The organism is Streptomyces sp. KR55 (assembly GCF_052245645.1).
In the GTDB taxonomy this organism is placed as follows: Bacteria; Actinomycetota; Actinomycetes; order Streptomycetales; family Streptomycetaceae; genus Streptomyces; species Streptomyces flavusporus.
Genome location: NZ_JBQQCE010000607.1, coordinates 1 through 4,846 on the forward strand (window position 1 = coordinate 1; position 4,846 = coordinate 4,846).

Below are 4,846 nucleotides of genomic sequence, written 5' to 3' on the forward strand. Positions count from 1 at the left end.
TTCCCCACATCAAGGCGAACGGGAAGCGCGTCCGGCGCGACCAGCTCGACGTGCCCGACTCCTTCGGCGAGGGCGTGCTGTGCCTGATCGACCGTAACGGCAGCTACCCGTCCGCCTGTTCGGCCGTCCCCCTCGCCCCGAACAAGCTCCTGCACACCGGCCCGCTCGACGCGTTCGACAAGACTCAGGCCGGCATCTACCTCATCGACATCCCGGCCTGGAACCGCACCGACATGCCGCACCCCCTGGGGCGGATCATCGAGCGGCCCGACGACCAGGGCCGCGTGTGGGTCACCACCCCCCACATCAAGCAGCTCGAGAAACTCGTCCGCGAAGGCCACCTCGCCGCCGCGCCGACCATCCACGACTCCTGGACCGGGAAGGCCAACGAGTCCCTCTTCAAGCCCTTCTACGAGGCCACCCGGAAGGCACGCACCGAATTGGTCCAGGTTGGCGGTGACCCCTACAAGGCATATAAGACGCGCCTGTCCATCGCGCTGCGCCTGCTGTGGCCCAAGCGCCAGGAACAGAAGTCTCCGTTCTGGCGGCCGGACTGGCGCATGAGCATGGTGGCCGAGGGGTCCGTCCGTCACTGGAGCGTGGCCTTCAGGGCCGTCCAGGAAGGCCACACTCTCCTCGCGCTACGCAACGTCGACGCGGCCGTCTTCTGGACGCCTGACGGCACACCGCCCTCCACGTACCGGATCGGGACCGGCTTCGGCGAAGTGAAAGCCAAGTTCATCCAGCCCGGCGAGATCATCCCCGAAGGTGACGACTGATGGCCGGCCCCACAGGACGCGGAGGTTCCCTGGGCGCTGCCCTCAACGACCTCCTGCGCTCCCAAGTCACCCCCCGTCACCGGCTGTCGTCGTACACCGCCAAGCACTGGCACGCCCAGCTCAACCATCTCACCGCAACCCAACGCGGCTACCAGGCCCTGGAGGACGCCGGCCTCCACGTGACCACCAAGACCCTGATCAACTGGCTGTCCGACCCCGAGTACAACATCCGCCGCAGCTACATCGACATCATCCACACCGCCTACGAGAACGCCGCCATCGTCCCCGCCGACCCGATCCCCGACCACCTCAAGAACGGACAGTTCGAGATCAGCGGCATCGTCAAGACGGGCGACGACGAACGCGAGCGCGGCAACCGCCGGGCGGCGCCCCTGCGTATCGACGGCAGCCGGGGCGACTGGGCCGAGATCGAGGAACTCTGGCTGGCCGGCGAGCTCACCGACGACGAGTTCGAAGACCACTTCATCGACGACATCATCGTGGCGGACATCGGCGAAGGCACCGACGGATGGGAGTTTCCCGGCGCCTCATACTCCGTCGAACTCAGGTGAGGTCGAGGCCATGGCTCAGCTGAAGATCGGGGACCTGTACGAACTCCTGCGTCAGGCCCCCGGACGACGAGACCTTGAGCAGGACGGGATCCGGCTCGTGTACGACGGCACCGTCCTGCACATGTCCACGGCCGACGCCCCAGACAGCGTGATCGACCGCGCCGATACCTGCGGGTTTACAACCGAGCCGTGGGAGGTGACCGCGTACCGCGCCAGCATCACCAGCACGGAGGTGTGGCTGCGCATCCTCAACAGTGAGCACGGCGACCACCTCATCGATGTCTCCCCCTTCTGGGCCAGCGCCCCCGCCGCGATCACGTTCACCGCGGGCGGGCACACGGCGGCGTTCCCGGTGATCGCCTGCCCGACGGCACCAGCCGACCGGCGCCCGTAACGCGGCCGCCATAGGGGAAGGACCGACAGGTGAACGGACGCTGCTGTCCCACGTGCGGCGTCCCTCTGCAGGGTGTGAGCTCCGGTCGCGGCCGCGGTCGGCACCTGTGTCCCATAGACGGGTATGGCGTCATCCTCGCCATATGTTGGCGGTGATGTCGAAGGCCTCCTCGATCGCCGCTCAAATCTGAGCCCGGCACGCGCGGTGGCGCAGACGAGGAGGAACGCACCGTACTCGGTGCTGCGCGCTGGTGGCCGCAGCACCGAGCCACAGTGACTCAGCGGTGGTGATGCCACCAGTAGAGCGCGAGTGCCCCGACACCGCTCAGGCTCGCTTTGAACGCAGTCCGTACTACCTCGTCGGTGGCCGATTGGATCAGGCGACGGATCTGGCGCCGTGCCGGTCCTTCAGCGAGATGGGCTCGTATGCCGTCGTGCTTGCGGGCGGCGCAGGGAGTGTTCGAGCTGCGTCCTTGCGGGACAGGACGCCTAGACTTCTTGTGGCTGGGAATGTCGACCTCCAGAGTCGATGGTTCCTTCGGCAAGGCGGCCTCCTGTTGCGAGCAGGGGGCCGCTGCCGTTTCCGGCGGAGCCCTCTAGGCCGTCACCACCATTCTGACGCAGCGAGCGGTCCTTTATGCGGCGGGTGACGTCTCGTCGCCCCCTTCAACGTCCCGGGACCTTGGTCCTCATGGCGCCGGATTGGGCCCAAAAGGCATTTCGGAGTTGGCCTATGAGCCTCCGTAAGAGGAATTCCAGCTAATTGCCCTTGACGTTCCTCCAGTTCAGGATGCGTCTGCGTATTTCTCATGGACGCGGCTTGGCCGTTGGGATCTTCCATTCAAAATCTCAGCTGGGGTGCCTTAGATGGTCCATGCCCCTATGCCCAGATCGGCACAAAACGCCGCTCCGGCACAGTCGCCGCAGTCCGGAGCGCCTGTCCGCGGTCTTCGCAGAGTCAGCAGATTCAGGGCAACAGGCCAAGTCGGGCAAGCAGCGCGACGCGTTCTTCGACAACGCGAAGTACCTGACGATCGTGCTGATGGCGATAGGCCGCTTCTGGGAGTGCCTGAAGGTGGCAGCCGCATCCTGGAGGGCGTGCACACAGTCGTGTACAGCTTCCACATGCCGACGTTCGGCATCATCTCCGGCTACTTCTCGCGCAGTTTCGACATGCATCCCGAGCGCCTCAGGCGGCTGGTCACCGGGCGCACACAGGCGGTGTAGACGACGCAGACGCCGCCGGGTTCGTCCGCCGCGTCGACTGCGGCCATCCCACCCCGCTGTGCCCGCGACCGGTTCGCCGACATCTGGCCCGCCGGCCGGTGGCGCCGGGCCAAGCTCACCCACCAGTTGGATGCCTGCCTGCGCGTCCTTGGCGTCCCGGACACCGTCACCACCTCTGGCACGGTCCGGTCCGGCGGGGACTCGCCCGTAGGCCGGGGTGGGGCGTGGCCCGGCAGGGCCGTTGGGCGAGCTGAGGAGAGAGATCAGCTACAGGTTTCGCAACTGACCCACCCGTCGTTGGCGTTGTCGTCGCTCGCTCTTGAGTGCGTGTTTCTGATCCTCCGGCGCCTCACGCGGAAGGTGCCCGCACCGACTGGTCGAAGAGGCCTGACGACGCCCAGCGGAGCCCCCTGCCCCCTTGCTGTCCAGCGCAATGGTCGAGGATGGAATCATGGCAGGGGACGAGAGCGAGATCGCTCTGAGTAAGCAAGACCTTCGTGAGGTCACCGCGTTCGCTGCGGCGTGCGCGGAAGTGGTGCTTGAGGTATTCGAGGCGGATCAGCCGGATGACTCGCGGCCCCGAGACGCTATCGGTGCCGCGTGGGAGTTCGCTCGGGGTGGTGAGCGAGGGAAGTCTCTGCGCGACACAGCGTGGGCGTCCCTCAAGGCAGCGAAGAGTGCGGACACTGCGGCTGCGCGCGAGGCAGCTCGGGCAGCGATGTCTGCGGCAGGCGCCGCCTACTTGCATCCGCTGGCCAAGGCCACCCAGGTTAAGCACATTCTCGGAGCAGGCGCTCACGCGGCCAGAGCAGCCGAACTCGTCGCTGGCGACAATCGGAGCATTGGTGCCGAGCACGTTGAGCAAGTAGTGCATCGTGCAACACCGGTCGTCGTGGAGGTGCTCAAACGCTTCCCAGCGGCACCAGGTGGCGGTGGACGGGTTGGTGAATTGATTCGCATGCTGGACGCTGACCTTCGTTCGCTCGCCCTCAGTGAATGACTTTCAGCATTCAGGTGACGCCGCCCCCTTGATCACGGAGCTCAGCCCTCATCAGGCAGCGGTCGGCGCTGGTTTCCTCGGCCAGCTGGGGGTGGCTCCCTTGCGGGCGAGGCGCCGGGTCATGAGGGTGATGGCGGCCCAGGTGATCAGTGTTTCGGAGTGCTGGATGAGCCGTTCGTAGTCCCTTGCGTGGCGGCGGGCGTGCATCATCCACGCGAGACTGCGTTCGACGACCCAGCGTCGGGGCAGCACGACGAAGCCGGAGGCGTCCTTGAGGCGGCTGACCGGCTTGATGGTGAGGTTGAGGTGCTGTTTCGCCCAGGTGACGAGCTTCCCGGCGTAGGCGGAGTCGGCCCACACGATCGTGATCTCGGGGTGCATCAGACGGAGACGGAAGAGAACTTCCTTGGCCGCCGCGGCGTCATGCAGATCGGCGGGGGTGACCATGACCATGAGGGGAAGTCCGCGGGTATCGACGACCAGGTGGCGCTTGCGGCCGTTGATCTTCTTCCCCGCCTCGTAGCCGCGAGTGGCCTTGGAGACGGTCTCAGCGGCTTTCACGCTCTGGGAGTCGATCACCGTGGCCACCGCCCGGGGGCCTTTTCCCATGTCCCGGCGGATCCGGCCCGTCAGATGGTCCCGGATCTGGCCGATGATCCCGGCAGCTGCCCAGCGGGCCATGAACCCCCAGACCGTGCGCCAGGGCGGGAAGTCCGCGGGCAGGGCACGCCATTTGCAGCCGGTGTCTCAATGCCGTTGCTTGAGAGGTGCACGTAGTTCCTCTCCAGGCGCGGTGACCGCCGGGGCGCTGGTTCGTTGACACGGATATGCATCCATGGATCGGGTTATCCGATGAAGTCCGGCTCGGGTTGCTC

Annotated in this window: 3 protein-coding genes and 3 pseudogenes; 5 read left to right on the forward strand and 1 reads right to left on the reverse strand. The window is 66.3% G+C overall.

The features are described from left to right. The 5 genes and pseudogenes from ACTWQJ_RS46465 to ACTWQJ_RS46485 form a co-directional block, all read left to right on the forward strand. A pseudogene (locus ACTWQJ_RS46465) lies at positions 1–779 on the forward strand (ATP-binding protein); the annotation flags it as partial. Beyond that, positions 779–1,351: a hypothetical protein gene (locus tag ACTWQJ_RS46470; RefSeq protein ID WP_443312416.1), complete on the forward strand. Its 573-nt coding sequence runs from the start codon at positions 779–781 to the stop codon at positions 1,349–1,351. The pseudogene ACTWQJ_RS46465 and the gene ACTWQJ_RS46470, both read left to right, overlap by 1 nt. A 10-nt stretch (positions 1,352–1,361) precedes the next feature. Beyond that, positions 1,362–1,745, forward strand: coding sequence for a hypothetical protein (locus tag ACTWQJ_RS46475; RefSeq protein WP_443312417.1), 384 nt, complete (start codon positions 1,362–1,364; stop codon positions 1,743–1,745). A gap of 873 nt (positions 1,746–2,618) precedes the next feature. Further along, a pseudogene (locus tag ACTWQJ_RS46480) lies at positions 2,619–2,953 on the forward strand (acyltransferase family protein); the annotation flags it as partial. A 469-nt stretch (positions 2,954–3,422) separates the two neighbouring features. Continuing rightward, the gene (locus ACTWQJ_RS46485) at positions 3,423–3,971 is read left to right on the forward strand and encodes a putative immunity protein (protein WP_443312418.1); all 549 of its coding nucleotides are present in this window, start codon (positions 3,423–3,425) and stop codon (positions 3,969–3,971) included. Positions 3,972–4,028: 57 nt separating this feature from the next. Here ACTWQJ_RS46485 and ACTWQJ_RS46490 read toward each other — a convergent pair. Further along, positions 4,029–4,718, reverse strand: a pseudogene (locus ACTWQJ_RS46490) (IS5 family transposase); the annotation flags it as partial. Positions 4,719–4,846 lie beyond the last annotated feature (128 nt).

Excerpts from the sequence above, each read along its gene's own strand:
- ACTWQJ_RS46485 (WP_443312418.1), top strand. The coding sequence starts at position 3,423 with ATGGCAGGGGACGAGAGCGAGATCGCTCTGAGTAAGCAAGACCTTCGT.
- ACTWQJ_RS46475 (WP_443312417.1), top strand. The coding sequence starts at position 1,362 with ATGGCTCAGCTGAAGATCGGGGACCTGTACGAACTCCTGCGTCAGGCC.
- ACTWQJ_RS46470 (WP_443312416.1), top strand. The coding sequence starts at position 779 with ATGGCCGGCCCCACAGGACGCGGAGGTTCCCTGGGCGCTGCCCTCAAC.